The sequence below is a fragment of the Pseudomonas sp. CGJS7 genome (assembly GCF_036961695.1).
The window spans coordinates 1-25,982 of record NZ_JBAMDI010000146.1; the positions used below are offsets into that span (position 1 = coordinate 1).

At 67.8% G+C, this 25,982-nt stretch carries 15 protein-coding genes; 5 read left to right on the plus strand and 10 right to left on the minus strand.

The window, feature by feature from the left end; all coding sequences use genetic code 11:
- Positions 1-49: 49 nt before the first annotated feature.
- Together V7787_RS45475 and V7787_RS45480 are read right to left on the minus strand one after the other, a co-directional pair.
- The gene (locus V7787_RS45475) at positions 50-1,114 is read right to left on the minus strand and encodes a lipid A deacylase LpxR family protein (RefSeq protein ID WP_336094311.1); all 1,065 of its coding nucleotides are present in this window, start codon (positions 1,112-1,114) and stop codon (positions 50-52) included.
- Between the two features lie 299 nt (positions 1,115-1,413).
- A complete protein-coding gene (locus V7787_RS45480; RefSeq protein ID WP_336094312.1) occupies positions 1,414-1,812 on the minus strand; it encodes a DUF3224 domain-containing protein in 399 nt (132 codons plus the stop codon).
- A 294-nt stretch (positions 1,813-2,106) separates the two neighbouring features.
- On the opposite strand from V7787_RS45480, the gene V7787_RS45485 reads away from it, so the two are divergent.
- Both V7787_RS45485 and V7787_RS45490 read left to right on the plus strand, forming a co-directional pair.
- A complete protein-coding gene (locus V7787_RS45485; protein WP_336094314.1) occupies positions 2,107-4,293 on the plus strand; it encodes a TonB-dependent receptor in 2,187 nt (728 codons plus the stop codon).
- A 44-nt stretch (positions 4,294-4,337) separates the two neighbouring features.
- A complete protein-coding gene (locus tag V7787_RS45490; protein ID WP_336094316.1) occupies positions 4,338-5,738 on the plus strand; it encodes a PepSY-associated TM helix domain-containing protein in 1,401 nt (466 codons plus the stop codon).
- 51 nt (positions 5,739-5,789) lie between these two features.
- Here V7787_RS45490 and V7787_RS45495 read toward each other — a convergent pair whose 3' ends face one another.
- From V7787_RS45495 to V7787_RS45530, 8 genes are all read right to left on the minus strand, one after another.
- Positions 5,790-10,832: an autotransporter domain-containing protein gene (locus V7787_RS45495; RefSeq protein WP_336094317.1), complete on the minus strand. Its 5,043-nt coding sequence runs from the start codon at positions 10,830-10,832 to the stop codon at positions 5,790-5,792.
- A gap of 1,479 nt (positions 10,833-12,311) precedes the next feature.
- The gene (locus V7787_RS45500; protein ID WP_336094318.1) at positions 12,312-12,737 is read right to left on the minus strand and encodes an organic hydroperoxide resistance protein; all 426 of its coding nucleotides are present in this window, start codon (positions 12,735-12,737) and stop codon (positions 12,312-12,314) included.
- A 179-nt stretch (positions 12,738-12,916) separates the two neighbouring features.
- Positions 12,917-13,384 (minus strand): MarR family winged helix-turn-helix transcriptional regulator, encoded by a 468-nt coding sequence (locus V7787_RS45505; RefSeq protein ID WP_336094319.1) that lies wholly within the window; start codon positions 13,382-13,384, stop codon positions 12,917-12,919.
- Positions 13,385-13,949: 565 nt separating this feature from the next.
- Positions 13,950-15,098 (minus strand): serine hydrolase domain-containing protein, encoded by a 1,149-nt coding sequence (locus V7787_RS45510; RefSeq protein ID WP_336094320.1) that lies wholly within the window; start codon positions 15,096-15,098, stop codon positions 13,950-13,952.
- Positions 15,099-15,149: 51 nt separating this feature from the next.
- Positions 15,150-15,971 (minus strand): M15 family metallopeptidase, encoded by an 822-nt coding sequence (locus V7787_RS45515; RefSeq protein WP_336094321.1) that lies wholly within the window; start codon positions 15,969-15,971, stop codon positions 15,150-15,152.
- Positions 15,910-17,427 (minus strand): serine hydrolase domain-containing protein, encoded by a 1,518-nt coding sequence (locus V7787_RS45520; protein ID WP_336094322.1) that lies wholly within the window; start codon positions 17,425-17,427, stop codon positions 15,910-15,912. Before V7787_RS45520 ends, V7787_RS45515 begins: the two co-directional genes overlap by 62 nt.
- Positions 17,428-17,562: 135 nt before the next feature.
- Complete coding sequence (locus V7787_RS45525; protein WP_336094323.1) at positions 17,563-20,532, minus strand: TonB-dependent receptor; 2,970 nt, start codon at positions 20,530-20,532, stop codon at positions 17,563-17,565.
- A 42-nt stretch (positions 20,533-20,574) separates the two neighbouring features.
- Positions 20,575-22,122 carry a transglutaminase-like domain-containing protein gene (locus V7787_RS45530; RefSeq protein ID WP_336094324.1) on the minus strand — a complete coding sequence of 516 codons (1,548 nt, stop codon included), beginning with the start codon at positions 22,120-22,122 and terminating at the stop codon, positions 20,575-20,577.
- 305 nt (positions 22,123-22,427) lie between these two features.
- Between V7787_RS45530 and V7787_RS45535 the strand changes: the two genes are divergently transcribed.
- The 3 genes from V7787_RS45535 to V7787_RS45545 all read left to right on the plus strand — a co-directional run bounded on the left by V7787_RS45535 (position 22,428) and on the right by V7787_RS45545 (position 25,971).
- Positions 22,428-23,804, plus strand: a complete 1,377-nt coding sequence (locus V7787_RS45535; RefSeq protein WP_336094325.1) for a C40 family peptidase — start codon at positions 22,428-22,430, stop codon at positions 23,802-23,804.
- 98 nt (positions 23,805-23,902) lie between these two features.
- On the plus strand, positions 23,903-25,009 hold the full coding sequence (locus V7787_RS45540) for a dipeptide epimerase (RefSeq protein WP_336094327.1): 1,107 nt from the start codon (positions 23,903-23,905) through the stop codon (positions 25,007-25,009).
- Positions 25,010-25,122: 113 nt separating this feature from the next.
- Positions 25,123-25,971 carry a MurR/RpiR family transcriptional regulator gene (locus tag V7787_RS45545; RefSeq protein WP_336094329.1) on the plus strand — a complete coding sequence of 283 codons (849 nt, stop codon included), beginning with the start codon at positions 25,123-25,125 and terminating at the stop codon, positions 25,969-25,971.
- The last annotated feature ends 11 nt before the right edge of the window (positions 25,972-25,982 follow it).

The window sequence follows — 25,982 nt, forward strand, 5'->3', positions numbered from 1 at the left end:
TTTTGATCTTGGCCTTCGCTCCCGCGCACCACCACCAAAACCCACCCCATCAAAACGCCCGACTCACCGTAAAGCTCCCAAACACCGGCGTCTGCTTCTGCCCATCGAACTCGCGCGTGCTGTGATACCGCGCCAGCGCGAACTTCCAGCGCCCGCGCATCAACGCCACGCCATACCCCACCTCGCCCACGAACGCGCGCTTGTCCACGCTGTGGCTGTCGCGGAAGGTGTTGCCGTCCAGAGTGATGTCGCGCACCACCCAGCGCACGTCCGAGGTCAGAAACAGATGCGCGGCGAACGGCCGCTGACCGGTGTTGTAGTGCTGGGTCGGCGCGGTGTTCTCGCCGGCCGGGCGCAACGGCGTGCTGCCGAAATCGTCCGGCAGACGCAAACCGAAACGCACCTCCGCGCCGGCGTTGGCATAAGTGGCCAGATTGCCGAAGCTGCCGCCGTAATGGGTGATCGCGTCCCAGCCCCAAGTGCCGTTGTGCGCATCGCCGGCCGAGTAGCGGTGCATGCGCTCGTGCACGATCCGGAACACCGGTTCGTCGTGCAACTGGTTGTCCCAGCCCTTGAAGGTTTCGTCGCCCAGCGCCTTGTGCACCGCGTTCTGCACTTGTTTGCCGAGCGCGGACGGCCCGACGATGCCGAACTGCAACTGGGTGGTCTGCAGATAATCGCCGTTGCGCGCGTTGTAGCCCAGGCCCATCAGCAAGGCGCCGGCGTAAGGGCGGTCGTCCTTGATCAGATCGCGCCGGCTGAAATCGGTCGGGGTGAAGATGCCCTGGGAAAAGGTCGCGATCATGTTGCGCTGCTCGAAGCCTTCGGCCGGTTGCAGCGCGTCCAGGTGGCGGTTGACCCAGCGCGCCAGACGCGGAATGCAGGGGTCGTCGGTGTAGTCGGCCAGGTTCGGCGAGACCAGGGTCAGCTGGATGCCGTTGCTGTAGCCCTGGTCCTGGCCGCCGAACAAGTCGTTGTCCAGGCGCAGGTTGACCGTCGGCGGCAACCGGGTGCTGCCGTTGGTGCAGGCCTCGCGGCCTTGGGCGGAAGCGGCGCCGGCTTGCAGCGCGGCGCAGGCAAGCAGGACGGACAGGAACAAGACGTTCGGGCGCATGAGGATTTCGGCTGCAAAGGGCCGCGGCGGCGCCGAGCGCACCGGGCGATTGGGATGCGATGCGGGACAAACCGCGCCGGGCACCGGCGCGGCGGTCAGGCGATGCGTTATCGCACTGGCGGCATGGCAACGGGACGACGCACACGTTCGCACGGATCGTCGTCGACGGCGGCGGCAGTGTCGCGACGGATTGTCCCGATAATGGTGCTTGAGACCGCGCGCGGCGTCTTTGCCGCATGAGCCGGCTGGCCTGAGCGGCGGTGCGCCGCCGCCGCGCCGCCGGGGTATCGCTCGACCGCTCAGCCCTCGGGCAATTCGTACTCGAAGCGATAGAAGTGCGCACCGCCTTCGCGGATATCGATGCTCATCCGCCCGCTCAGGCCGGCCAAGCCGTCGGTGCCCGAATCGGGCACCACCACGATGCTCAGATCGGCCGCGCCGCGATCCATCAGCCCGCGATGGAGCAGCATGAAACTGCCGCTGCGCCCGCCCAGGCTGCCTTCGACCTTTTCCAGGGCGACATAACCGGCCGAACCCTTGACCGCGGTCATCGCCGCGAGCATCTCGCCGACGCTCACCGCCTGCAGTTCGCCGTGAAAGCGCTTGTCCAGCGCCATCCGGCCGAACTTGCCCTCGGCCGCGGCGTGCACCGGTTGCGGACTGCGCTGGATATCGAACGGCCCTTCGATCTGCGGCATGCGACTCTCCCGGAGTGGGCGCGCACGCCGGATGCGAACGCGCGATGCCGCGCAGGCTAGGCGCTCGCCGCCGCTACGCCAAGCCGCATCGCAGCAGCGCCGCCCGGCTCGGTGCCGGCGGTGCGGCAACTTGCCGCACACGCCCGCGCGGCGGCGGACCTAGCATCTTGCGCTCGCGCCCCTTCGCCGCCCGCGGCCGATGGCGTGCGCGGTTTCTCTCCCCCTCGCCGTCGCGGCCGCGCCTGGCCGCGCTCGCGCACGTCCGCTTTCCGTCTCTATCGCGTTGTACTCCGCATGCCCGATCGAACCGCCCGCTTTCCGCTTCCCTCGGCCTTGGCCGTCTCGTTGCTGGCCTGCGCCGCGCCCGCCATCGCCGCCGACGCCGATGCCGCCGACGCGGTCGACCTGGATGCGGTGCGCGTGCACGGCCAGCGCGGCGACGCCCACGCCGCCGCCGCGGTCACCGCCAGCCGACTGGGGTTGAGCGCCGGCGAGATCCCCGCGACCGTGGACGTGCTCGATGCCGGCGACATCCAGGCGCGCGGTTTGCGCGACAGCGTCGAAGTCCTGCGGGCGATGCCCGGGGTGATGGCCGGCAACCTGCCCGGCCAACCCGGCGTCGCCTCGATGCGCGGCTTCGCCAGCGGCGCGGTGTCGTATCTGCTCGACGGCGTGCGCCTGACCAGTTCGGGATTTTCCTCGCGCAACTGGGACAGCTTCCAGTTCGAACGGGTGGAAACGCTCAAAGGCCCGGCCTCGGTGTTGTACGGCGAAGGCGTGCTGGCCGGCGCGATCAACTTCGTTCCCAAAGCGGCCAGCCTAGACTCGCCCGGCGGCGAGGTGCTGCTCGGTTACGGCAGCCACGCCAGCGCGCGGGTCGGGCTCGACCGCAATCTGCGCTTGAGCGACACCCTGGCGGTGCGCGGCGTGCTCAGCGCCAACCGCTCCGACGGGTATGTCGACGGCACCGCCTCCAACGCCCAGGCGTTCGCCGGTTCGCTGCTGTGGCGGCCCAACGACGCGCTCAGCGCGCGGGTCGCGCTGGACTACCAACGCGACGATTTCGACACCGCCTACTTCGGCGCGCCGCTGGTGCCTGCGGCGGTGGCCGCCGAACCCAGCAATCTGGTCAGCAACCCGCAGGGCTGGGTGATCGACAAGGCCGCGCGTTCGCGCAACTACAACGTCGACGACGGCCGCATGGATTCGCGCACGTGGTGGCTGCGCACGCGCCTGGACTACCGCTTGGGCGAACACTGGCGGCTGAGCAACGAAGCCAGCGTGTACGACGCGCGGCGGCGCTGGGACAACAGCGAGGACTTCAGCTATCGCCCCGCCAGCGGCCTGTTCGAACGCAGCGCCGCGCGCATCCACCACGACCAGCGGGTCTGGAACCAGCGCCTCACCCTCGCCCACGACGGCTCGCTCGCCGGCCGCCGTCACCGCTTTTCGGCCGGCCTGGAATACAGCGACACCGACTTCTTCAACCTGCGCCGCTTCGGCCGCGCCGCGCCGGTGGACGTGCTGGCGCGCGAGCGCGGCCAGTTTCCCGCCGACACGCCGGGCAACTTCGGCGACGGCCGCAACGATTTCACCACCCGGGTCGAGGTCGCGGCGGTGTTCGTCGAGGACGCGCTCAACCTCACCCCGCGCTGGTTGTTGGTGAGCGGCCTGCGGCATGAGCGGATCGAGCTGCGGCGCAATAATCTGGACCTGGACAGCGGCCTGCGCAGCCGCTTCGACCGCGAGTTCTCGCCGACCTCCTGGCGCCTGGGCAGCGTGTTCGAACTGCGCCCGGACAGCCAGCTGTACGCGCAGTACAGCAGCGCGGTGCTGCCGGTCAGCTCGTTCTTGACCATCAACCAGCGCAACAACGCCTTCGACCTCAGTCAGGGCGATTCGATCGAATTGGGCCTGCGCACCGCGCTGCTGGACCAGCGCCTGCGCTTGAACGCGGCGGTGTACCGCCTGCGCCAGGACGACATCCTCACCCGCGATCCGCTGCAACCGCAGATCAGCGTGCAGAACGGGCGCCAGTCCTCGCGCGGGGTGGAACTGTCGTTGAGCGCGCAAGCCACCGCGCGTTTGCGCATCGACGCCAGCGCGGCCTGGCTGTCGGCGCGGTTCGACCGCCTGCGCGAAGCCGGCGGCGCCGACCGCAGCGGCAATCGCCCGTCCAACGTGCCCGAACGCACCGCCAGCGTCGATGCCTGGTACCGGCTCGACAGCCTGCCGCTGAGTTTCAATCTGGGCGTGCGCCACGTCGGCGATTTCTACACCGACAACGCCAACGCTTACCGGGTCCGCGCCCACACCGTCGCCGACGCGGCGGTGGACTGGAACGGCGCCGGCGGCCGCTATACCTTGCGCGTGCGCAACCTCGCCGACGCGTTCTATGCCGATTGGTCCGGCTACAGCGCCACCCAGGTGTATCTGGGCGCGCCGCGCAGCGTCGAACTCACCTATTCGCGCAGCTTTTGACCGGCACGCCATTGAGGAGCATGCCATTGAGGAGCACGCCAGCGATGAACGCGCCACCGAGCAGCACCCCGGCCGAGCACGGATCGCGCAACGGCCGCCATCTGTATCGCGCCGTGTGGCGCTGGCATTTCTACGCCGGCCTGCTGGTGGCGCCGTTGCTGCTGATTCTGGCGATCACCGGTTCGATCTATCTGTTCAACGATGAGATCGAAGACGCGCTGCACGCGCCGCTGCGGTTCGCGCCGGCGCGTCAGGCCGACTTGCCGCCGTCGCGGCTGATCGAGGCCGCGCGCGCGGCCTACCCGGGCGAGGTCACCCGGATCGATCTGCCGGCCGATCCGCGCCGCACCGCGCAGGTGTTCGTCACGCCCGCCAGCGGCGAGCCGCTGCGAGTGTTCGTCGATCCCGGCAGCGCGCGCGTGCACGGCGCCTTCGTCTACACCCACACCCTGGTCGGGTTCGCCGACACCATGCACGGCTCGCTGATGCTCGGCCGCTTCGGCGATGCCATCGTCGAGCTGGCGGCGTGTTGGGCGCTGCTGCTGATCGCCACCGGCGCGTATCTGTGGTGGCCGCGCGAACGCGGCTGGGGCCGGGCGTTGTGGCCGCAATGGCGCGAACGCGGCCGGCCGTTCTGGCGCAGCCTGCATTCCAGCGTCGGCGCGTGGACGGCGGCGTTGATCGTGTTCTTGATACTCACCGGTTTGCCCTGGGCCAATGTCTGGGGCGACCTGCTGCGCGCCGGCACCCAGCAACTGGGCATCGGTTATCCGGCCGAACACCGCCACCACGGCCCGGCGCCGGCAACACCTGCGGTCACCGTTTCCCAGGCCATCGGCGAAGCGCCGTGGACCTTGCGCGATGCGCCGATGCCGGCATCCGCGCACGCACATCACCACCACGATGCGTCCGCACCGCGCCGCGACATCGGCATCGATGCCGCCGCGCGCGCCTTCGCCGCGCGCGGACTGCGCGGCGACTACCGGTTGTCGCTGCCGCGCGGCGAGGACGGCGTCTACACCGCCGTGGTCTATCCCAACCAGCCGCAAGGCCAGCGCACCGTGCACGTGGACCGCTACAGCGGCCGCATCGCCGGCGACACCGGTTTCGCCGATTACGGCTGGGCCGCGCAGGCGGTGGAACTGGGCGTGCAGTTGCACATGGGCAACTACTTCGGCCGCGCCAATCAGATCGTGATGCTGCTGCCGTGCATCGGCATCGTCGTATTGACCGGCAGCGGCGTGTGGATGTGGTGGCGGCGGCGCCCGCGCGGACGTCTGGGCGCACCCGGCGTCATCGCGCCGACCCGGTTGCGCACTATCGCTTCGATCGCGCTGGCCTGCGGCTTGCTGTTTCCGTTGCTGGGCGCGTCGTTGCTGCTGGTGTGCGCGCTGGATCGCTGGGTGATCGCGAAGGTGCCGCGCTGGGCGGCGTTCGTGCATTGAACCGAGCGGGCGGCGGCGCCGTTGCGCGCCGCCGCCCCGCTTTCCGCGATCTCAGCGCGAGCCGGCCGGCGATTGGTCGCACCAGTTCGTCGCGGCCGCCTTATTGCCGAAATCCCCGGCAGCCACGAGCGAGGACGCAGCCCGGCGCGGCTTGGCTTTGCCGCCGGCGACGCGCTTGTGCTTGGACAACGGACGCTTGCCGCCGCTGCGTTTGGCGAGCTTGCGCGCCGGGGCCGCTTTCGCCTTCGGCCGCAGCGTGCATTGGCCGAAGCCGCTGCCGCCGTCTTCCACGCCGACGCTCGCGCCGGTGTGCGCCGCGACCGGCTTAGCCGCGGGCGAGCGTTGCGGCTGCTTCGATTCGCCCGCCACGGGCGCTGCTTTCGAACCCGCCGACAGCGCGGCCGCCGCGGCAGCGGCAGGCATCGCCGCGTCCGCCGACGCGCGCTTGCCAACCGGCACGTTCGTCTGCGACGCCGCCTTCGCACCGGCGCTTGCGCCCATCGCCGCGGACGTCGCCGCCGGCGCCAGCGGCGCAGGCCGCGCCCGCGCCGAACCCGACGCGCCCCAACCCAGGCGCAAACCGGCGTTGAGCGAATGCGCGCGATCGTCGCGGCCGAGGTCGCCGCGATACTCGATGAAACCGCTGCTGGCCGGGCCGATCCGGTAGTTCAGGCCCAGCCCGACATTCCAGCGATTGCGTTCGCCCACCAACCCGGACACGTCGAACCCCGGCGTGGCGGCGCCGACGAAGGCGTTGCGCGCGCGCGGCCGCGAGTCGCCCGGATCGTGCAGGAAGCGGATGTCCGCGCTCGGACTCCATTTGCGCTCGCGCTGGCCGGGCGCCGCCGACAAACGCAGGCCGACGCCGACGGTGGTGGCCTCATAAGCGCTCGTGCGCACCCACAAATCGGCATCGCCGGAGCCCTGTTCGCGGAACCGCGTCGATTCGGTCTTGCCGTAATACACGCCCAGCAAGGGCTCGATCCGCAGCTTGGCGCGATCCCAACGCGCGCCCGCCTCCAGCAAGGCATAGCTGCCGTCGTTGCTGAAATCGGCGCGGGCGCGACGGCCGTAGCCGCCCACCCGGACCTCGCGCTCGGCCTGGAAACGGCCGTAGCTCAAGCCGGCCGCGCCCTGCGCCCAGAACCGGCCGGACGCGTACAGGCCGTGCATGCCGATGTTGAACAGATCGCCGTCGATGCTGTCGTCGCGATGGCCGGTCTTCATCGTCGACTGCGCCGCGCCGATGTGGCCGCCCAAACGCCAGCGCTCGGCCGGCGAGCCTTCCAGACCGATCGCCAGACCGCCGAGGTTGTGATCGATGCCGTCCAGACGCCCGCCATCGAACTCGGCGCGGCCGCCGTACGCGGTCGCCCACGCCGTACCCAGCGTGCGCTCCTCATCCACGCCGCGGTCGCGCGCCAGATCCAGCTGACCGGCCACGCTGCGCTGCAGTTGTCCGTTGTAGTAACGCTGCGCGCTGGCGAGCGAGGCGTAGGTTTCGCCGCTGAGCGTGTCGAACGCACGCGGCGCCTGCGCCGCGCTGAGCCCGCGCGCGGCCGCCACCGCGACCGGCAACACCGCCTCGTCGGCGCTGGCGCGCTGCAAGGCCGCGGCCGCGGCGCGCTGGTTGTCGTTCAAACCGGCGAACTGCTCGAAGCGGATGCCGCCGCCGTCGAGATGGCGGGTCAGGCGCAGGAACACGTCGCCGCCGCGCAGCAACAAACTCGCGTCGAGGAACGGCAGCGCGGTCTGGCTGACGCTGGCGAAGCCGCCGCTGAGCGAGCCGGCATCGAGGATGCGGTAATCGGTGATCGGCGCATAACTGCCCGGCTGCGGAATCGCCACCACCTGCCCGCCGTTGAGCGTCGCCGCGCCGGCGACGGCGATGCTGTCGCCGCGGCCATCGGCGCTCTGGCGCAGTTGCAGGCTCGCGCCCGGATTAACGGTCAAGCCGGCGACGTTGAGCGTCGTGCCCGCTTCGCCGCGGCTCGCGTCCGGCAAGCCCGAAGGCGCCAGCGTGCCGTTCAAGGTCAGCGCGCCGGCCAGCGTGCCGCCGCCGCTCACCGCACCGCCGGCGGCGACGGTGGCGTTGCCGCCGAGTTTTCCGTCCAGCAACAGATGGCCGCCGATGCGGCTGTCCTCGAAAGCAGCCGCGATCTCTCGCGGCACCGCCACGGTGGCGCCGGATGCGAGCGAGAGAACTTCGAAGCCGCTCAGCGCCGCCGCCGGCAACACGCCCTCGCCTTTGCCGCTGCCGGCATCGATGGCAAACGTGTCGGTGCCGGCGCCCGCGCCGATCGCGCCCGTGAAATCTTTCAGTTGCCCCACGCTCGCGCTCAGGATGTCGTTGCCGCCGCCGAAATCGACCGTGCCGGCGATCGGGCCGGTCACGGTGAACACATCGTCGCCGTCGCTGAAATTCGCGTGCGTGCCCGGCGCGGAGGTCAGTCCGGCCACCACCGGACGGGCGACATTCAGCGTGCCGCCCTGGATCGACAGCCCGCCGGTAAAGCCCAGCACGTGGCCGTTGAGGCCGAGCGTGCCGTCGCCGTTCTTGGTCAGGGTGCCGCTGCCGGCCAGGGTGCCGTTGAGGTCCAGGCCGTTGTTGCCGATCAGATCGAGAGTGCTGCCGGGCGCCAGATGCACGTCGTTGCCCAACACCAGGCCCGGCACCGATGCGGTCAGCGCGGCCTTGCCGCCGATGTTGAGCAGGCCGGTGCCGAGCGCAGCCTTGTCGCCCAGGCTCAAGGTGCCGGCGTTCAAGTTCATCCCGCCGGTGAACAGATTGGCCGCGCCCAGCGCCAGCGTGCCGCGGCCGTCGTAACTCAGCCCGCCGCCGCCGCGGATCTGGCTGCACAGGCAGGTGTGGCCTTCGCCGCCGATGGCCAGGCGCACGTCGCCGGCCAGATCGACCGGATTGCGCAGCGACAGGTTCGGCACGTTCGCCAGCAATCCGGCGTTGCCGCCGACTTGCAGAAGGCCGCTGCCCAGTGCGAGATCGTGGCCGAGGCCGAGCGTGCCGGCGTTGAGCGCGACGCCGCCGGTGAAGCTGTTGGCGCCGCCGAGATCGAGCTTGCCGCTGCCGTTCATCGCCAGGCCGCCGGCGCCGCCGATCAAACCGGCAAGCGAAAGATCGTTGCCGCCGCCGATGCCGAGCACCGCGCCCGTACCCAGATTCACCGCATTGCCCAGCTTCACCCCCGCGGCGCTGGCGCTGAGTTTGGCGTTGCCGCCGACGCTGAGCGCGCCGGTGCCGAGCGCGGTGCTGGTGCCGAGCGCCAGGCCGCCGCCGCCGAGCGCGACGCCACCGGTGAAGGTGTTGGCGCCGCCTAACGTCAGCGTCGACGGCCCAGTGAAGCGCAGCCCGCCGCTGCCGCCGATGGCGCCGCTCAAACCCAGATCCGCGCCGCCGCCGAGGCTCAGCCCGGCATTGAGCTTGACCGGATTCTTCAGGTTCATCGCGCTAGCGACGTTGAGCGACGACGCACCGTCGACCGCGAGCGCGCCGCTGCCCAGCGCCGCATCGTTGCCCAGCGACAGCGTGCCGGCCTGCAAGCTCAAGCCGCCGCTGAAACCGTTGCGGCCGTTCAAGGCCAGGCTGCCGCTACCGGTCTTGATCAGCGAACCGCTGCCATTGACGATGCCGCCCAGACTCAGATCGGTGGTGCCACCGAGGCTCAGTCCTGCGCCCGTGCCCAGGTTGATCGCATTGCCCAGCGACAACTTCGAACACGGGCAGGCCAGCCCCGCTTTGCCGCTGACGTTGAGCGCACCGAAACCCAGCGAGCTGTCGTTGCCGAGCAACAGGCTGCCCGCGCCGAGATCGACGCCGCCGGTGAAGGAATTGCGTCCGCTCAAACTCAGCACGCCGGCATCGCGCTTGATCAATCCGCCGCTGCCGGCGAGTTGGCCGGCCAGACTCAAGTCGTAGTCGCCGAGCACGCTCAGGCCGCCGGCGCCCAGGTCGATGTCCTGGCTCAACCCGAGTCCGGCCACCGTCGCCTGCAACGCACCGCCGTTGCCGCTCAGCTTGCCGCTGCCGAATGCGGCGGCATCGTCGAACAAGGCCACGCCGCCGTTGAGCGCGACATCGCCCGACACCACCGCGCCGTCGAGCGTCCAGGTGCCGCTGTTGATGGTCAAGCGTTCGAAGCCGCGGTACTGCGTCGCCGAAATCGTACCGCTGCCGCCGCTGCCCGCGCCGACGCCGCTGGCGGCGTTCTGCAACACCAGAGTGTCGTCGCCGCCGCCGGCATCGACCTGACCGGTCGCCGCGAACCGCAACGCCGCGCCCGACGGCGCGGTCATCGTCGTCGCCGCGGCGGGCAACAGCACATCGCCGATGCTCGATCCGGTCACCGCGACGAAACGATCGCTGCCGCCGCCGAAACCGAGGCTGCCATCGATCCGCCCCGCATTGACGAAGCTGTGCCCGCCGCTGGCCGCATCGCCGAGCGCGACCCGGCCGGTGATGCTGCCGGTGTTGCTGAAATCGACATTGCCGCCGCCGTAGACACCGACCGCCAACTGGTCCTGCGCGCCGAATAGGCCGAGCCCGGCGTTGCCGATGGTTCCGGCGTTGTCGATGCGGGTGGCGCCGGCATTGGCCACCAGCATCGCGGTGCCGGACAGATCGAAACTGGAGTAGCTACCGCGGATCGCGCCGCGATTGTCGATCGCGATCTGACCGCTGCCCGGCGCGGCGAGGTTGCCCGCGGTCAGCGCGCGGGTCAGCAACAAACCGCCGGCCGCGGTGGCGTCGATGGCGCCCAGATTGGTCAGCGTGAGATTGCGCCCGCCCAAGGCCATCGCGCTGCCGCCGATGGTGGCGCCGACGATCGCATCGGCCGCCACGTTGACCGTGAGCCCGTCGGCATCGCTGGCGAATGCGTTGGGATCGGACGGAAACGTCACCGGCACGCCGGAGCATTGCACCGTGGCGCCGGCCGCCGGCGTCGTCGGGGTGCAGGCCGCGGCCGCGACATCGCAATAGCCCTGCAACAGCAACAACACCGGAATCGCACGGGCGACACCGAGACTGAGCGGGTGGAAGCGGATTCGATCGGGTGATGGTGCAGTGGCTGCGTGCATGAACGGTCCTTGATGTGTTGTTCGGCTTCCTTCGCCGCGCCACCACGGCGCACCACGATCGCGCGCCGGACCGGCCGCGCGGTTTTACCGATGCGCACGCTCCCGCCACGTCGGGACCGGCCCGGTCGTGCGGCGCAAAGCGGCGGTATTCGAAGGGAAACTCGCCAGGGCGATACAACGGGCCGACGTGGCCCGCGACTAGAAAAATACAAATCGCGTTGGCGCGTCTGTGCAATTCGTTAGCAATTCGTTTCGTCGTAATTTGGCGAGAATTTGCGCAAAAACACCTATTAAAACGGCATTTTTTACTCACCCAGAACAGCCGCGAAAATCGACGAAGGCACTTGCCGCGCTCGCCGTATGCAAGTCGCAAACGCAAGCCACAAATCCGGTGATTCTTCGGCGCCGCAGAATCACTGAATCGAACTGGCGGCGCGAGTCGAATTTCGACGCGATTCGCCGTTGCCGCGGCCCTGCGTCACGCTCGTGCCGGCCGCACCGGTCGCTATCGTCGGCCCAGGCGATCACGCGCCGGCTCCGGCCGACCGTGCGATCGTGTGGAGCGAGGCTGCGTTCGCGGCACCGACATTGCGCCCGACTGCATCAAAAAACATCGCCGCTTTCGCGGCGATGTGCGTCCACTTTGTGAGCGGGCCGGGACGATTCCCGGTTCACGCCTCAAAGCGACTACTGACTCCGGTCCAGCGTACCGGAGCCAGTAGCGCCACCCCGTCGCCGCACTGATGCACTACCGATCCGGCTTATCGAGCCCGGGCCGTAGCCTCGTTGCAGCAGATCGACGGCGGGGTCACCGCGCCCGACGGAGGGGCGGAGCGCGATGTGACGGCGGCGAGTCGCGGCGCAACGCGGCGCGGCTTCGCCTTGCTAGCGGTGCCGCGCGAGGCGACACCCAGGGTCTTGGACATCGGGCAGGTTGCGCCGGCTTTGGCGACCGAGCGCAGCAAACCGCGACGTTGGGGGCGTGCAGACATGACCGATCCTCCGTTAGCCAATTCCGGCCAGGACGGGACGGTCGAAGGGCGAGAACCTTCGCCCTAACGGCATCACACCGCGTCGCGTCCATGCCGACGACGTGGCCGGGCGCAGGAACCCGGCCATCCGACAGCGACGAAAAAATTTCGACAGCGTTTACAGAGCGAGCCGGCTCGTGTCTAGGAAAGAACAAAACCCCAATGCGAGTCTGTGCGATCGATCAGCAGTTTATTGGCGAAAAACAGCGGAAGAACTCACGTTCTCTCACTTGCGGCCGAGCGCAGTAGTCGCTTTGTACGAAACTCACGCAAGTTCACGAATTGCCATGGGTACGATCGCCGCCGCGCGCACTTCGGCACTGCCGCGAACGCTCGCCGGGCAAGCGGCCGCGATCGCGAAAACGACACGGCCCGGACGCTTGCGCATCCGGGCCGCGAAGATTTCATCGCTTGGCCGATCCGTATCGACGGACCGAGCGCGCGAAGATCAGACCAAGGTCAGGGTCACATCGATGTTGCCGCGGGTCGCGTTGGAGTACGGGCAGACCACATGGGCCTTTTCGATCAACTCCTGCGCCTGCTCGCGCGGCAGACCCGGCAGCGAGATCTTCAGTTCGGCTTCGATGCCGAAACCGGTCGGGATCGGGCCGATGCCGACGCTGCCGTCGATCGCCGCGTCGGCCGGGAACGCGATCTTCTCGCGGCCGGCGACGAACTTCAGCGCGCCCATGAAGCAGGCCGAGTAACCGGCGGCGAACAGTTGTTCGGGATTGGTGCCGTCGCCGCCGGCGCCGCCGAGCTCGCGCGGGGTGGTCAGCTTGGCGTCGAGCGCGTTGTCGGACGACACGGCGCGGCCGTCGCGGCCGCCGGTGACGTGGGCATGGGCGGTGTAGAGGACTTTTTCGATGGACATGGGGTGTGCTCCGGTAGTGGGTGGATGCTGCGAGTAGGGTCGCGGTCGCCCGCGGTGGGTATGTAAGAGCCGCTTACGAAAGGCGCTCGGCTCACGATTCGTCATTCCGGCGAAAGCCGGAACCCATTTTGATTTTCGCTATCGTCGGCCCGATCACGGCCCGACGCCAGCGCTTCGGATCAGGTATTGCGGATCAGGTTCTCGCGCAGCGACTCCAACTGCGCCTTGAGCGCCGTCAACTGCTCGACCGTGCAGCCCTCCAAAGCGCACGACATCCCCGTGGGGACGCTCTGCGCCTTGGCCTTGAGCGCGCGGCCGGCCTTGCTGAGCTCGATGATGACCTGACGCTCATCGCTGGCCGCGCGGGTGCGGGTCAACAGCCCCGCGGTCTCCAGGCGCTTCAACAGCGGCGTCAGCGTCGCCGAGTCCAGGAACAGGCGCTCGCCGATTTCCGACACCGTGACCGCGTCGCGTTCCCACAGCACCATCATCGCCAGGTATTGCGGGTAGGTCAGGCCCAGGCGGGTCAACAACTTGCGGTACACCTTGTTCAGCGCCAGCCCGGTCGAGTACAGGGCGAAGCAGAGCTGATCGTCCAGCAGCAGGGTCGGCTGCGGCGGTTTGGCGGTGGTCGCGGGCTTCTTCATGGGGCTCAATTTACATAGCGCGCTATTTAATAGCAAGCACTGCTTGGCCAGGGGGGCGGCCTGGAGCGTTCCATGGGTGCGGCGAAACCGGACGCCCCCCAGGCCGTCATCCCCGTGAAGGCGGGGATCCAGGGCTTTTCGGGCGAGAACGCTTGAAGTCGCTGGATGTTCGGCTCCGCCGAAGTAAAGCGGAGCCCGCGTTCGCGGGAATGACGTTCTGGAGGGATGGCGCTGAAGTCGCTGGATTTCCGCCTTCGCGGGAATGACGGTAGGTAGGTGCGCGACTGACCGCTTTTTTGCTCGTCATCCCCGCGAAGGCGGGGATCCAGGGCCTTTCGGGCGAGAACGCTTGAAGTCGCTGAATTCCCACCTTCGCGGGAATGACGGTAGGTGGGTGCGCAGCCGGCCGCTTTTTGCTCGTCATCCCCGCGAACGCGGGGATCCAGGGCCTTTCGTGCGAGAGCGTTTGAAGTCGCCGGATGTTCGGCTCCGCCGAAGTAAAGCGGAGCCCGTGTTCGCGGGAATGACGTTCTGGAGAGATCGCGCTAAAGACTGTTGGCCCGGCTTACCGAGCCACCACCGGGCTCGACGGCAAATACAAATCGGCGATCCGCAACGCCAGACGATAAGGCTCCGGATCGTTGCGATTGGTCAGCATCACCACGGTCAAATGCCGCCGCGGCCAGCGCACGATGACATTGCGAAACCCCATCGTCTCGCCGGAATGCCACAAGGTTTCGCCGGTAATGCGCCAGCCGTATCCGTACTCGACCTCGGCCACGTCGGTCGGGGTGTGCGCGGAGAACGCAAGCTTGCGCGATTGTTCGCTGAGCAAGCGGTCGTCGTACAGCGCCGCGTCCCACCGGGCCAGATCGTCGATCGACGAATAGATGCCGCCGTCGCCCAACACCGCGCTGGTGGAACTCTGATCGGTGCGCGACCAGGCGCCGTTCTCGAAGCTGTAGCCATACGCGCGATGCGTCACCTCGGACACTCCGCGCTCGTAAGCCACCGTGTCGTTCATGCCCAACGGCCGGAAGATGCGTTCGCGCAGAAAGTCCGCGAACGATTGCCCCGACGCGCGCTGCACGGTCAACGCCAGCAGCGCATATCCGCTGTTGCTGTAGCGATAGCCCTTGCCGGGAGCGAAATAGCCGCGGTCCTGGGTTTCCAGTACCCGCAGCACGTCCAGGTCGTGCATCTGCTTGTCGCCGGCATCGAAGCCCTCCCCCATCACATCCTCGTAATCGATCAAACCGGAGGTGTGGCTGAGGATCTGCCGGATCGTGATCGCATCCGCCGACCGCGGCAGCGTAGGCAGCCAGCGCTTGATCGGATCGTCGAGGCTGAGCTTTCCGTCCTGCGCCAACAGCAGGATCGCGGCGGCGGTGAACTGCTTGGTCACCGACGCCAGGCGGTAGTTGCTAAGCGGCGTGGCCGCTTCGCCGGTTTCCAGCACCGCCATGCCGTAACCGCGACGCAACAAGGGCTTGCCGTCGCGCAGCACCAGCACGCTGGCGCCGGGCGCCTTGCCCTGATAGTCGGCCATCAACGCGTCGACATCGCTCGACAGTTCGCTCGACGCGCCGCCGACCGGAGCCGGAGCGCTCGCGCAGGCGCTCAACAACACGCCCAGGCCCAACGCCGACAGGCCCGCGCGCCACGTCGCCGGGCGCCAGGAGAAAACGTTCGCGATCGTACTGGTGGCTGCCATCTGCGCCTCTCGCGGCAACGGGCGCCCATCGGGATCGCCCTGGGACTGGACTTACTTCACCGGGAAATCGAACGCGATGTCCGGCGTCGGCTCGGGCTTGAAGGTGTAATGCCACCATTCCAGCGGATAGTTCTCAAAGCCCTCGCGGCGCATCGCCGCGCGCAGGCGCTCGCGATTGGCGCGCTGGGCGGCGTTCGCGTTGGGCGAGTCGGTGTGGGCGAGTTCGTCGAAATAGTCGAAGCCCGTGCCCATGTCCAACGCGCGATACTCGCCATCGCGCAGCTCGTACAAGGTCAGATCCAGGGTCGCGCCGCGGCTGTGGCCGGAGGTCGGCGAAATGTAGTCGCCCAGCAACACGCTTTTATCCAACGCCGGGTAGTAGCGCGGCTTGGTTTTCTGATCGCTCAGGTCGCCGGCCCAGCGCACGAAATCCTGCACCGCGCGCACCGGCCGGTAGCAATCGAAGATATGCAGGCGCAGCCCGTGCCGCCGCAACGAGCGCTCGACCCGGGCCAAGGCCTCGGCGACGCCGCGGTGCAGATAGCAGCCGGCGGCCTGGTAGCCGTTCACCGGGCGGCCGACGAAGTTGTCGCTGCCGGCGTAGCGGATCTCCAGCGACATGTCGGCCACCAGACTGCGTATTTCGACCATGTTCGCGGACTGCGCGTCCGCGGCGGGGGAGATGCGCGGCGCGACACTCGCCGCCTTCGCTGGCGAGGCCGCCTTCGCTGGCGAGGCCGCCTGCGCAGGCTGCGCCTGCGGCGAGCGCACCGCGGCCACGCAGCCGATCAACACGCCCAGCGCGCAGACCTCAACGGCAATCGCCGATACGCGCGAACGCCAGGTCCTCGAAGTCGTAGCTGAAGTCCGCATCGGGATCGACCTTGCTCATGAGGAAGGTGGCGGCTTGGGAATCCGCGGCGGCGGCGAAATCGATCCAGGCCTCTGTGTCGACTTCTTCCGCGTCCCAATCGACCACAAGCCGCAGGCCGACCTTCACGATCTTACCGCTCAACAAAGGCGACTTGCGCGACGCGAATCTCACCGCGCCATCGCGCGCGCAGACCTCGGCCTCGCCGAACCACGGGTCGCGGTACACGCCCAGACGGTCGCGCAACTGCGCCGGCGCCGCCGGTTCGCGCCGCGACGTATCCGGCGCCCGGCTGGCCGAAGGCGCCGCCGCTTCGGCGGCGATCGCATCGGCATACCACCCTGCCCCGCGCTTGCGCTGCGGCGCGGTGAAGTAGTCGGTCAAGGCCTGATCGAACACGCTGCGCGCATCGCCGGCGTCGCCGTTGATCATCACCACGAAACCGGCGTTGCGCTCCGGCAGCATCGTGGTCAGCGAGTACATGCCCATCAGGGTGCCGGTGTGCGAAACCTTGAACGCGCCGTCGGCGTCGCTCAAACGCCAGCCGTAACCGTAGGCGGCGAAGTGGGTGTTCGACCATTCGCGTTGGCGGCGGGACACGTTCATCGGCATCTGCGGCCGCCACACCGCGGCGCGCTGCTCGGGCGACAGCCACGGCTTGCCGTCGACGCCCTTGGTTTTCGGGTCCAGCCAGGCGCGCAGCCACACGGTCATATCGTTCAAACCGCAGCGAACGCCGCCCGCGGGGTCCATGGTGCTGGCGGCGATCTTCGCCCCGTCGGGTCGTACCGGCACATAGCGATCGCCGCGTCGGGCATGCGGCTGCGCCACATCGCCGACCGCGTCGCGATCCCAGGCGCCGATCCGGCATCCCTTCATCCCCAACGGTTCGAACACTTCCCGGCGCAAGACCGTTTCGTAAGCCGCGCCGCCGGCGCGGGCGGCGACTTCGCCGGCGACGATGTAGAGCAGGTTGTCGTAGTCGTAGCTCGAACGGAAACTGTGCACCGGCTTGAGATAGCGCAGGCCGTGCAGGATGTCGTCGCGGGTGAAGCTATTGGGCTCCGGCCACAGCATCAGGTCGCCGGCGCCCGCGCGCAGACCGCTGTTGTGGATCAACAGGTCGCGCACCTGCATCTGCCGGGTGACCCAGTCGTCGTGCATGCGGAACTGCGGCAAGTAGCGCACGACCGGATCGTCCCAGCGCAGCTTGCCGGCATCGACCAATCGCGCCAGCGCCGCGGTGGTCATGGATTTGGTGTTGGAGGCGATCTTGAACAGGCTGTCGGCGCCGACCTTGTCGCCGGAACCGGCGATCAGTTCGCCGTGGGTGCGCAGATACGCTACTTCGCCGTTCTCGACCACGCCGACGGCGAAACCGGGGAGCCGGTAACGCGCCTGCACTTGATCGACGATTTGGTCCAGCGCGGTTTGGCGCGGATCGGGTGTTGCCGCCATCGCCGCCGTCGCGGCGAAAAAAAGCAGGGCCGTCCACCGCAGAGAGTCGCGTCGCATCGGTGGAAGGCCCTGTCGAGGTAGAGAAAGGGCGGCCCCGCCTCGCGGGGCCGCCAAGGGGTCGAGAGAGTGTTGCCCTTAGAAATCCACCGACACGGTCAGCTGGGCGTAGCGCGGGCTCTGATAGCCCGTGCCCAGGCCATAGAACTTGTTGACCACGCCGACACCGGTCTCGTAGGAGTCGTCCACTTCCAACGTGCGCTGCTGATTGAACAGGTTGTAGACCGCCAGCTTGACCCGCAGATCGGCCTCGCCCAGGGAACGCTGATAGCTCAGGCTCGCGCCGACGTCGAAAATCCACGGCGTGCGGCCGCCCGAACCGCGTTCGCGCAGCTCGTACACTCGGTCGCTGGTGTACTTGGCCGTGCAGTTGGCCACGCACACGTAGAAGCTGTGATAGACGCGGCGGTCGTAGGGATTGGCCAGACCGAAAGCGTTGATCGGCCGGCCCGACTGGGCGTTGAGGGTGGCGCCGACAGTCCAGTGATCGTTGATCGCGTACGCGCCGCGCATCTTGATCTGATGGCGGCGGTCGTTGGCCAGCGGGCCGCTGCCGTTGAAGTTGACCCAGGGGTCGTCGAACGACTCGGTGCGCCCGGTGTTGTCGAAACCGAAGTCGGAGTTCGACGGGCCTTCGGCGTTGCCCTCGCTCTTGGACCAGGTGTAGGAAGCGTTGAACGCCCACTTGTCGTCCCAGGCGCGGTCGAGCATGAACTCCAGCGCGCGATAGGTGCGCTTGGGCTTGACCCAGCCGCGTTCGCCCAGGTACTTGCCATCGGCGTCGTACAACGCCCAGCCCGCGCGCGAGGTATCGATGTCGACGTAAGCGTCGTTGACGCCGTCGCAGTTGGTGTCGGTGTACAGGGTGACGGTGCGGCCCGGATTGGCCATCACATAGCCCATGTCCTTGGGCTTGCCGTTGCACAGGATGCCGTTGGAGGACACGTTCATGTCGTCGATGGCGTTGTGCAGCCGGCGATAGATGCCGCGCACGCCCCATGACCAGGCGTCGCCGAACATCGACTGGTAACCCAGGATGGCTTCGTCCTGATACACCGGGTCCAGATCGCGGTCGACCTCGCTGCGCAGGTCGCCGACGGTGCCGTCGCCCTGGCTGTTGTCGACCGCGCCGATCTGCGCGCCCAGGATCGGCCGGTAATAGGTCGCGCCGTTGCGCTCGAACGCTTCCAGCCCGGCCAGGGCGTAGTAGGTGCGCTCATCGAGGAAGGCGCCGGCCTGCTTGACGTTGATCTGGTTGACGATCGGCAGGTAGTAACGGCCGACGTTGCCGAAGATCTTCGAACGGCCGTCGCCGCGGAAGTCCCAGGCGAAGCCCAGGCGCGGAGCGACCATGTCGTCGATCTTGATGTAGGTGTTGCCCTCGCCGTTCTTGTTGTCGAAGCTTTCCACCCGCACGCCGGCGTTGAGCATGAAGTCCGGGGTGATCTGCCAGTTGTCTTCGATGTAGTAGGCCGAGTTGACGGTCTCGAAGGTGCCGGTGACCTCCTGCTGGCGCGCGCGCACGTAGGCGTTGACGCCGGCCGGGACGATGCCGCCGTTCTCCAGGGTCGTACCCGGCGCGGTGGGATAGATCTGATAGAACTTGCGCGTCGGGCCGGGATAGAAGCTTTCGTTCTCCGAGGTGTTGACCTCGCGGTCCAGGCCGAAGCGCAGCAGGTGATTGCCCAGCTGCCATTCGAAATCCAGACGCGCGGCTTCGCGCTTGTCGGCGCCGTTCTCGACCTGCACCGAGCCGACGCAGCCGATCTGCGGCAGGCTGCCGATGCGGCGGTCCTGGACCGCGTCGCAGTCCTGATCGTTGAGGCTGCTGGCGATGCGGTCGCGCTTGTTCTCGCCGTACAGGGCCTTCATCGAGAAGTTCTCGGTGAGGTAGCCGGTGTAGGTCAGCGCCCAGTTGATGCCGCCGACCTCGCTGTTCTGGACGTTGTCGCGAACCCCGCGCTGGCCTTCGGGCCAGGTGTACTGGTAGTTGTCGGTGGTGGTTTCGTTCTTGTCGGAGAAGGCCAGGAATTCCAGCAAGTGGCTGTCGTTGATCTGCCAATCCAGCTTGGTGCCCCAGAAGCCCTTGTCGGACTTGGCCTTGAAGAAGCGCTCGGCCGCATCGTCGGTGCGCTCTTGCTGGTAATCGCGGAACTCGTACATCGCGTAGAAGAACAGCTTGTCCTTGACGATCGGACCCGACGCGTGGACGTTGAGGTTGGTGCGGTCGTACTGGTCCTTGCTGGAGATGCGGAACGGATTGCCGGCGCGGTCGTAGCGGTTCTTGCCCGCCGATTGCAGCGAATTGGGTTCCCACACCAATTCGGCGCCGTACTTGAATTCGTTGCTGCCCGACTGGGTGACCGCGTTGATCACACCGCCGGTGGTGCGGCCGAATTCGACCGAATAGCCGCCGGTCTTGACCTGGAATTCCTTGAAGAACCCGAACGGCACCGAAGAAAAGCCGACGCGCTTGTAGAAGTCGGTGACGTTGAGGCCGTTGATGTAGACCGCGTTCTCCGACACCGAGGAGCCGCCGAACGAGGCGCCGCCGTACTGGCCCTGAACCACGCCCGGCGCCAGCAGCGCCACCGCCTGCGCGTCGCGCGCGATCGGCACGCGTTCGATTTCGGCCTTGGTCACGTTGGTCGCCGATTCGGTCGAGCGCACGTCCACCGGGGTGACGATGCGCGAGCCGATCACCTGGACCGCGCCGAGGTTGGTCGCATCGCCCAGATTGATGTTGGATTCGTTGCCCAGGCTCACCACCACCTCGACCGGCGTGCCGATCGCCGCGCCGTCCTTGCTCGCCTGCAATTGGTACGTGCCGATCGGCAGGAACGGGAAGCGGTAGTTGCCGTTGGCGTCGGCTTTGACGGTGCGGGTGAAACCGGTGTCGGCGCTGCGCACCGTCACCTCGGCGCCGGCGGCCACCCGACCGGCCAGCGAGCCGTCGGTATTGGCCGCCAACGCCGGCATTCCCATCGTGGCAAGGCAGATCCCCATCGCCATGCACAGTCCGGACTTACGCAAGGTCTTGCCTTTCATTCCGCACATCCTCCCCAAAGTAGTGTGAGCGGCGCTCCGGCGTCATTCCTTCGCCGTGAGCACCTGCGCTTTGTAGTCGTAGTCCCATCGGTCGAAGTAGAGATTTCCCCCTTCCCACTCGACCTCGCCCCGTTGCGAATCCACCGTTTCGGAGCGATCGAATCGCTTGGCCGGATCGAAGTCGCGGCCGTAATCGTCGTTGTAAGCGATGCGGTAAGCGTCGAAGCCGCCGAAATAGAAATCGGCCAGCTTCGGATCGGGCGACTCGAACCGCCCGGTGGTGACGTCGACCGGCATCCAACCGTAAGGGGCCAGGTACATCCAGGCCCAGTCGTGCATGTTGGTGTAGCCGTCGTCGCCGTAAACCCAACCCGACTGCCAGCGCGCGGGAATGCCGTTGAGGCGCAGCAGGGTCATCAACAGCAAGGTCTGCTGGCCGCAGTCGGCGTGGCCGGCGTGCAGGGCGTAGTCGGAGATATTCGAAATCGTGGAGTATTCGCGCGCGCCGGCCCACGGAATCTTGTCGACCGCGGCGTACAGCTTGCGGGCGATGCGGTAAGGATCGGTTTCATCGCCGACCACTTCGCGCGAGAACTTGCGCAGCGCATCGGTGTAGACGATGTGCGGCGGACGTTCGCCCAGATACGGGGTGGTGTGCTCGTTCAAGGGCGCCGGCACGACCCGGCTCGGATCGATCTTGCGGTACTGGCCGAACACGGTCAGCTCGTAACTGACTTCGAAGCGGGTCTTCTGGCCGGCCTTGGCGGTCTGTTCCAGATACACGGTGCGCTGCGCGGTCGATTCCGGCGCGATCCGGTGCTCGGCGGGGGTGCTGGCCAGCCAGCGGATGTCCTGCTGCTGATGGGCGATGGCGCGCGGATACGGCAGCCACGCGCGCAAGGTCTTGCCGGCGGGCACCGCGTCGGCGTCGACGGTCAGCGATTGGGTGATGCGCACCCGCCGCGGCGCGCCGTAGCCCTGCTGCGACGCGGCGGCGATCACCTCGGCGTGATGCGGGTTGAGCACTTCCATCGGCCCGTGGCTGAGCGGCTTGGCGTCGGCCGGACGCCGCGCCAGCGCGCCGGCGTCGAGCCGGAACAGGTTCGACGGCGCGCGCTGGAAATAGCGCTTCTCGCCGTCGATGGTCATCGATTCCAGCAGGCCGCGCCGATCCCACTGGGCGAATTCCTCATCGCGCAGGTCCGGAATCTGCGCGCGCAATTTGGTCTGCGCCTGATCGCGGTCGAGGCTGAAGTCCAGGCGGATGCGGCGCATGCGCTCGCTCTGGAATTCGAGATCGCGGCGTCGGGCGTCGCTCAGGCGCTTGTCCGTCAACGCCTGCTCGATGCGGCTGCGCGCCTGGGCGAAATCGCCGGCATCGATCAACGCCACGATCGCATTCAAGCGCTTATCGGCCTCGCGCTGGCGTTGATGATCCTGCGCATGCACCGGGCCGAGCGACCCGTGGAAGCCCAGGATCAGCGCCGGCAGCGCGAAGATCATCCCCAGCGCCAGCGCGCGCGGCCGCCAGCGCCCCGCAAGCGAGACGATGGCCCTCGCGCGGGGAGCGATAAACAGCAGGTCAGTCACGGGATCCATACCTGGTGTCACCCACGCGGGGCCATCGGTTCATGGCTGTGTAACATGAGGATGTCACATGGTCAATAAATTATTCCCTATCTATTTTTGCAAGGAAGTATGTATTCTGCGGTTCGACCCCACCGCGCGGTGACGCGGCCGGGTCGGTGCCGGACGACCGGCATTGGGCCTGTGACTGCGCGCGGCCGTTCCGCGCGCCGCCGGAGCAAGACGCCATGCGAACCGCTTTGAGCCGTTGCCGCGCTGTTCTCCCCCGCTCGCGCGGCGCGCCGGCGCGCTGCGCCGCAGCATCGGTTTTGACTGCGATTGCGCTGATCTGCTGCTTGCCGGCGTCGGCGCGCGAGGCTGCCGGTAAAGGCATTGCGTCCACCGGCGTGATCGGCATCGAGGAGGGCCAATTGAACGCCGACTACTGGATCGGCCGCCAGGCCAAACCCGACGCGACCATTCTCGACCGCAAGGCGATCGCCGCGCAGAACCAGCGCCTGCACCAGCAAGACAAATCGGTGCACGACATCGAGCGCTTGCCCGACACGCTGAGCCAGGCGCAAGTGCGCGGCTGGATCGAAGCGATCTCGCAGCCGCGCGATGAAACCCTGTACGACGAACGCGGCGAGACCATCGCCGCCGCTACGCTCAAGGCGCTCAGCGCCGATCTGGCGCTGGACAAGATTCCCGCCAGCCAGCCCACCCGCTACGGCATGGTGGTGCGTCGCGCCGACCTGCGCACCTTCCCGACCCGGCTGCGGGTGTTCAACGCGCGCGGCGACACCGACATCGACCGCTTCCAGGAAAGCGCGCTGTTCCCGGGCACGCCGGTGGCGATCGCGCACGCCAGCAGCGATGGCAAGTATTGGTTCGTGGTCAGCCCGCTGTACGCGGCCTGGGTCGAGAAAGACCGCATCGCCGAAGGCGCCAAGGCGCCGGTGTTCGACTACACCCGCAAGACCCCGTACCTGATCGTCACCGGCGCCACCGCGCGCACGGTGCACACGCCCGAGCAACCCGGGGTCTCGGACGTGCAGCTGGAAATGGGCGTGCGGGTGCCGCTGCTGGCGGACTGGCCCAGCGACAAGCCGGTCAACGGGCAGCACCACTACGCCTCGCACGTGATCGAGTTGCCGTATCGCGACGACCAAGGCGCGTTGAAATTTTCACCGGCCCTGCTGCCGCGCACCGCGGACGTTTCCGCAGACTACCTGCCGCTGACCCAGGCTAACTTGGTCCGCCAGGGCTTCAAGTTCTTCGGCGAGCGCTACGGCTGGGGCCACTCCTACAACACCCGCGACTGCAGCGGCTTCGTCTCCGAGATCTACCGCAGCTTCGGCGTGCAACTGCCGCGCAACACCCGCGACCAGGCGGTCAGCCCGGCCTACAACCGCATCGAGATGGCCGACGGGCTGAGCCACGAAGAACGGCTGAAGATCATCAAGACCCTGGAAGTGGGCGATCTGATCTACATCCCCGGCCACGTGATGATGGTGGTCGGGCACCAGGACGGCTGGCCTTACGTGATCCACGACACCACCGGCATCACCTTCCGCGACCGCACCGGCGATCTGACCCGCGTTCATCTCAACGGCGTGTCGGTGACCCCGCTGGTGCCGCTGCTGTTCAACCGCGAGCAGCCGACCGTGGACCGGATCACCAGCATTCAACGTATACGTCCATGAGGCGACACTGCGCCCAGCCGCCCCGGGCCGGTTGAACTTCCGCCGATCCGCGCACTCCCATCACCGAACCACGACGAAACAAGCCAAGCCAAGACCACATGAAGATCACCGACATCCGATTCGGCATGCTGCGGGTTCCGCTCAAGACCCCGTTCAAGACCGCGCTGCGCACCGTCGATACGGTCGAGGACATCGTCGTCACCATCCACACCGACACCGGCCACGTCGGCTACGGCGAGGCGCCGGCCACCGCGGTGATCACCGGCGACACCCACGGCTCGATCGTCGAGGCGATCCGCAAGTTCATCTCGCCCCGGCTGATCGGCCAGGAGATCGCCAACCTCAACCGCATCACCGGGCTGATCCAGGGCGCGATCGAGAAGAACTCCAGCGCCAAGGCCGCGGTCGAGATCGCGGTCTACGACCTGTGGGCGCAGCTGTACGGCGCGCCGCTGTACAAGATGCTCGGCGGCGGCGACCCGGTGATCACCACCGACCTCACCATCAGCGTGGACTACATCGAGAAGATGGTGGCCGACTCGATCGCCGCGGTTGACCGCGGGTTCGAATCGCTGAAGATCAAGGTCGGCAAGGACATCGGCGTGGACATCGAGCGGGTCAAGGCGATCTACGCCGCGGTCGAGGGCCGCGCGCTGCTGCGCCTGGACGCCAACCAGGGCTGGACCGCCAAGCAGGCGGTGTACGCGCTGCAAACCCTGGAAGACGCCGGGGTGCGCCTGGAACTGGTCGAGCAGCCGGTCAAGGCGCAGGACCTGGACGGGATGAAGTACGTCACCGACCGCGTCCACACCCCGATCATGGCCGACGAAAGCGTGTTCGGCCCGGCCGAGGTGATCGACCTGATCCGGATGCGCGCGGCCGACATCATCAACATCAAGCTGATGAAGACCGGCGGCCTGTCCAAGGCCATCCAGATCGCCGACATCGCCGCCATGTACGGGGTGGAATGCATGATCGGCTGCATGATCGAAACCTCGATCTCGGTCGCCGCGGCGGTGCATCTGGCGGTGGCCAAATCCAACGTCATCACCAAGGTCGACCTGGACGGGCCGTCGCTGTGCGCGTTCAATCCGGTCGACGGCGGGGTGATCTTCAACGAGTCCGAGATCACCGTCACCGATGCGCCGGGCCTGGGCATCCGCGAAATCCGCGGCCTGGAGCCGCTGACGCCGATGGCGGCCTGAACGTGCGCCCGGACCGGTTTCGCGCGCCTGGGTTCGCCCCGCCGCGCGCGCGGCCGGCCGCGAAGCCGGCTACGCTGTAGCCATCCGCCGCGCCCGGGACTGGACCCCTGCCGATGTCGCCACTGCTCAAGATCCGCTCAGAACGCGACCAGATGTCGGCGATCGAACGCCGCATCGCCGACTATCTGCTGGAGAACGCGCACCTGCTGCGCGACTACTCCTCGCAGCAGCTGGCCAATGCGCTGGGGATCAGCCAGTCCAGCGTGGTCAAGTTCAGCCAGAAGCTCGGCTTCAAGGGCTACCCGGACCTGAAGTATTCGATCGGCGAAGCGGTCGCGCGCGGCGACGGCCACGACGACGGCGCCGGCGCCCAGGCCGCGCCCGCCGATCCGGATCAGGCCCTGGTCGAACGGCTGTGGCACGGCAAGGCCCGCGCCGAGGAAGAAACCCGGCTGATCAACCCGCCCGAGCGCCTGGCCGCGATCGCCGAGCTGATCCAGCACGCGCGCCGGGTCTACGTGATCGGCCTGGGCGAGGACGGCGTGCCGGCGCGCGCGCTGTCGATGAAGCTGGCGATGATCGGCATCCTCGCCGTGCACCACTTCGACCCGGTGCTGATGGCCGCCAGCACCGCCAACGCCGGCGCCGACGACGTGCTGGTGGTGCTGTCCGAACAAGGCAAGCTGACCTCGCTGTGCCACCTCGCCCGCACCTTCGCCGAGGGCGGCGGCAAAGTGATTTCGGCCACCCGCCACACCCCCAACCCGCTGCGCGCCCACGCCGACCACGCCTTGCTGGTGTCGGCCCACGACGGCCGCGCCCACGTCGAGCCGCTGCTGTACCACAGCGCCTTGCAGCACCTGCTCGATCTGATCTTCGTGCTGCTGTGCGAACGCGGCCACGACCGCCTGCGCCAGCTCGACAGCCATGCCGAGCGGATGCAGGACATTCTGGATATCTGAGCGGCGTGGCG

Excerpts from the sequence above, each read along its gene's own strand:
- V7787_RS45520 (WP_336094322.1), bottom strand. The coding sequence starts at position 17,427 with ATGGCGGCAACACCCGATCCGCGCCAAACCGCGCTGGACCAAATCGTC.
- V7787_RS45510 (WP_336094320.1), bottom strand. The coding sequence starts at position 15,098 with ATGGCAGCCACCAGTACGATCGCGAACGTTTTCTCCTGGCGCCCGGCG.
- V7787_RS45505 (WP_336094319.1), bottom strand. The coding sequence starts at position 13,384 with ATGAAGAAGCCCGCGACCACCGCCAAACCGCCGCAGCCGACCCTGCTG.
- V7787_RS45490 (WP_336094316.1), top strand. The coding sequence starts at position 4,338 with ATGAACGCGCCACCGAGCAGCACCCCGGCCGAGCACGGATCGCGCAAC.
- V7787_RS45495 (WP_336094317.1), bottom strand. The coding sequence starts at position 10,832 with ATGCACGCAGCCACTGCACCATCACCCGATCGAATCCGCTTCCACCCG.
- V7787_RS45515 (WP_336094321.1), bottom strand. The coding sequence starts at position 15,971 with ATGCGGACTTCAGCTACGACTTCGAGGACCTGGCGTTCGCGCGTATCG.
- V7787_RS45480 (WP_336094312.1), bottom strand. The coding sequence starts at position 1,812 with ATGCCGCAGATCGAAGGGCCGTTCGATATCCAGCGCAGTCCGCAACCG.
- V7787_RS45540 (WP_336094327.1), top strand. The coding sequence starts at position 23,903 with ATGAAGATCACCGACATCCGATTCGGCATGCTGCGGGTTCCGCTCAAG.
- V7787_RS45500 (WP_336094318.1), bottom strand. The coding sequence starts at position 12,737 with ATGTCCATCGAAAAAGTCCTCTACACCGCCCATGCCCACGTCACCGGC.
- V7787_RS45485 (WP_336094314.1), top strand. The coding sequence starts at position 2,107 with ATGCCCGATCGAACCGCCCGCTTTCCGCTTCCCTCGGCCTTGGCCGTC.
- V7787_RS45525 (WP_336094323.1), bottom strand. The coding sequence starts at position 20,532 with ATGAAAGGCAAGACCTTGCGTAAGTCCGGACTGTGCATGGCGATGGGG.
- V7787_RS45475 (WP_336094311.1), bottom strand. The coding sequence starts at position 1,114 with ATGCGCCCGAACGTCTTGTTCCTGTCCGTCCTGCTTGCCTGCGCCGCG.
- V7787_RS45545 (WP_336094329.1), top strand. The coding sequence starts at position 25,123 with ATGTCGCCACTGCTCAAGATCCGCTCAGAACGCGACCAGATGTCGGCG.